The 3247-nt window shown below is 51.8% G+C and carries 3 protein-coding genes; 2 read left to right on the forward strand and 1 reads right to left on the reverse strand.

Features of this window, described 5'->3' with window-relative positions; translation table 11 throughout:
- Window positions 1–31: 31 nt before the first annotated feature.
- Window positions 32–979, reverse strand: a complete 948-nt coding sequence (locus tag AB5Y54_RS17475) for an IS30-like element ISAs2 family transposase (protein ID WP_019706001.1) — start codon at window positions 977–979, stop codon at window positions 32–34.
- Window positions 980–1882: 903 nt separating this feature from the next.
- Here AB5Y54_RS17475 and AB5Y54_RS17480 point away from each other — a divergent pair.
- Together AB5Y54_RS17480 and AB5Y54_RS17485 are read left to right on the forward strand one after the other, a co-directional pair.
- The gene (locus tag AB5Y54_RS17480; protein ID WP_368154082.1) at window positions 1883–2092 is read left to right on the forward strand and encodes an AAA family ATPase; all 210 of its coding nucleotides are present in this window, start codon (window positions 1883–1885) and stop codon (window positions 2090–2092) included.
- 101 nt (window positions 2093–2193) lie between these two features.
- Window positions 2194–3225: an IS630-like element ISAhy2 family transposase gene (locus tag AB5Y54_RS17485; RefSeq protein WP_001809438.1), complete on the forward strand. Its 1032-nt coding sequence runs from the start codon at window positions 2194–2196 to the stop codon at window positions 3223–3225.
- Window positions 3226–3247 lie beyond the last annotated feature (22 nt).

A 3247-nucleotide genomic window follows, 5' to 3' on the forward strand; every position in this document is an offset into this window, starting at 1 on the left:
CGCGAATTCAACTTCGAAGTGCGACACTCGCCTATGCCGCCTGACGGTACTCTTCGAATACCTTGACAGGCTGCCTGAATCCGAGACATTTCCGAGGTCGTAGGTTGAGCCACTGCTCCGCTCTCCTGACATCCTCGTCCGTGACCTCTCTCAGGTCTGTTCCCTTTGGGATAAACTGCCTCAACAGCCCATTGCTGTTCTCGTTCAGACCGCGCTCCCACGAAGAGTAAGGGTGCGCAAAGTAAGTCTCGGCACCCAGCGCTTCCTCTATCGCCTTGTGTTCGGCAAACTCGCCGCCGTTGTCAAAGGTGATGGTATGCACCTGCTCGATGTAGGGCGTTAACATCTCGATTATCGCATCCCGCACCACCCCAGCCTGTTTGCTCGCGACCCGCTTGACCAGATAGAGCCGGCTCTTGCGCTCCACCAGGGTGACCAGTGCACCTGTGCCTTGCTTGCCCAGCACCGTGTCCGCCTCCCAATCACCGAGCCGCTCCCGGCTATCGACGATAGCCGGCCGTTCATCAATAGAGCGGGCTTCCTTGATGGGAGAACGCAGGCTGCTCGCCCCCTTGCGGTAGCGCTTGTGGCCCTGGCGCAGATGGCGGTACAACTGGCCACCCCGGGCTTTGTCGGCGGCCACATGGCGGTATATCCACTCGTGACTCACCATGAGGCCTATCTGCTTGCCCACCGCGCTTATCTGCTCCGGGCTCCACCACCAGGCGAGTGTCAGCTCGACAAACTGGATGACATCGGCAGATAGCCGAGATTTGGCCGCACTGGCCCGTCGGTGGGTGGCGTGCTGATGCGCATTGTCTGGCTGGTAGCCCTGCGGCCCGGCGTTACGACGCAGCTCCCGGTAGAGGGTGGAGCGATGAACGCCAATGGCGCGTGCGGTGGCAAGGATGGACATCCCCTGTGCGCGAAGCACCGATAACTGGTATCGTTGCCCCTCGGTCAACTGCTGATAGCTCATGGTGATACTGCTTTTACTTTGGCGAGCAGAAGGGTACCACCAATCAGCAGTTGGCCACCTCTCGCCATTCATCCATGAGTGTCGCACTTATTATCTGAATTCCCGGAGAACCCATTTTTATGGAGGGTATGAAGCGATTAATATGGCATGACAAAGGAGCCGAATATAGGGGTCAAGGTGGAGTCTGACGAGGCACGAGGAGGAACTACCTTGATGCCTATATATCGGTGACGGTCATCCATATTGATGGCGAAATACCAGACATAAAAAATGTTTAGATGATTATTTGTTATTACACAAAACGCAGCCATAACATCGCTTGGTGCTGATCAATCGAGGGCGTTTACATCACAACCAGTATCTAACCAGCAGAATTTATGACAGCCGAAAAGGCACCATATTGTTTAACAACATAGAGGAAATAGATGAAAATTCTAAACGAAATTTTGGCAATCATTTCAGAACACCCGCGCACCGGATCTAGCAGGGTGCTGGCTGCTGCGTTGGCATCGGCATGTAACACTCAATACACAGTGTCATTGCTCGATGTGTCTGTGAGGCTCGATGAAAGTGGCAGGCGGCTGGTTGAGCGCCTTGCTCGGATCACTCTGGAAGCCGATTATTCGAACGATGCACAGGATCGGGCGCTCCAACGCCTTCGGGCGCTCGGGCTCATTTGCTGATCGAGGACAGACGACCAATGCCACCATTGTTGGTGGCATTTTTATACCTGATTATCCATGCCCTTCATACTGATAGCGCAATATCTGACATAAAAACACTGTATCTGCAACAACACGGGGTAGTTAATTATACATATACGCATGATTAGCTTATGCATATATGTAAACGATGAGACATATCAACATAGTACTAAGTCACCACAATAATATAGGTATGTTTATGAATAATGAAAAACATTATAATTTCAGTCCTGCTGCTGGATTAATTTCCAGCCAGCAACGCCCTAATTGGGTGGTGGATAATCTGATTGAAAAAGGCGAACAGTGGATTATTAATGGCTCGCCCAAAACGGGTAAATCGATGCTTGCAACGCAGTTGGGCTTGGCTGTAGCCAGCGGTAGTGTATTTTTAAATTGGGAAATTAAATAGCTGTTCCGAATAGTAGATCACCGGAGGAAGGGAACTCAGTCCAGTTTGTGCGATCTGATTAGTCGCTAAACAAAACAAGCCACACCCAAAGGACTGAGTTGATGCCTATCCTACCACCTCTGCCACGACCACAACGGCGCCGCATTCACAAAATCATCCATGCCACCCGTGATAAAGGACATGCTCGTCGCTTGATGGCCATCTTGCTGTTACATGAAGGACGCACGATCACCGATGTTCATCACCTTACCGGCGCTGCGCGCTCGACCATCGGTCGTTGGCTTCGGTGGTATCGAGATGAAGGCATAGATGCGCTAGAAGCCTTACCGGCTGGCCGTGCCCCAGTCTTACCTATCGCCAAGATTGTCACCCTACTGGTGCTGCTCATGCAGTTTTCTCCGCAAGATTTTGGTTATCAGCGCAGCCGTTGGTGTACTGAACTATTGGCTATAAAAATCAATCGGTTAACAGGGCTCAATGTGGCAGCCTCCACGCTCCGCCGATGGTTACCTCGTATGGGCATTGTCTGGCGCAGGCCCGTGCCGACCTTGCGGATAAAAGACCCAGCCTATCAGGAAAAAATGGCGAATATCGACGCCGCGCTGGCCCGCTGTGATGCCGATAATCCGGTGTTTTATGAGGATGAAGTCGATATAGACCTCAATCCCAAATTAGGAGCCGACTGGATGTTCAGAGCGCAGCAAAAGCGGGTTGTCACACCGGGGCAGAATGCCAAGCATTATCTGGCAGGCGTTCTCCACGCAGGCAACGGAAGGGTACTTTACGTCAGCGGGATCAAGAAAAACTCATCGCTGTTTATTGCCATGCTGGAAAAGCTGCGCCACCACTACCGACGAGCCAAAACCATCACGTTGATCCTCGATAACTACATCATTCACAAAAGCAAACAGACCGAGCGATGGTTGAAGAAGAATCCCAAGTTCTGCCTGGTGTTCCAGCCAGTTTACAGCCCTTGGGTTAATCACATAGAACGGCTATGGCACAAGTTACATGAAACCATCACGCGCAATCATCAATGCAGAGGGATGGCAAACCTGCTGGCCCGAGTGAAACACTTCATGGATACCGTGTCTCCTTTCCCGGGGAATGGCTATGGCACAGCGAAGGTGTAGCACTATTGGGATCAGTTATTTA

Origin of the sequence: Aeromonas sp. s9, from assembly GCF_040907765.1 — a bacterium.
In the GTDB taxonomy this organism is placed as follows: Bacteria; Pseudomonadota; Gammaproteobacteria; order Enterobacterales; family Aeromonadaceae; genus Aeromonas; species Aeromonas caviae.

Excerpts from the sequence above, each read along its gene's own strand:
- AB5Y54_RS17480 (WP_368154082.1), top strand. The coding sequence starts at position 1,883 with ATGAATAATGAAAAACATTATAATTTCAGTCCTGCTGCTGGATTAATT.
- AB5Y54_RS17475 (WP_019706001.1), bottom strand. The coding sequence starts at position 979 with ATGAGCTATCAGCAGTTGACCGAGGGGCAACGATACCAGTTATCGGTG.
- AB5Y54_RS17485 (WP_001809438.1), top strand. The coding sequence starts at position 2,194 with ATGCCTATCCTACCACCTCTGCCACGACCACAACGGCGCCGCATTCAC.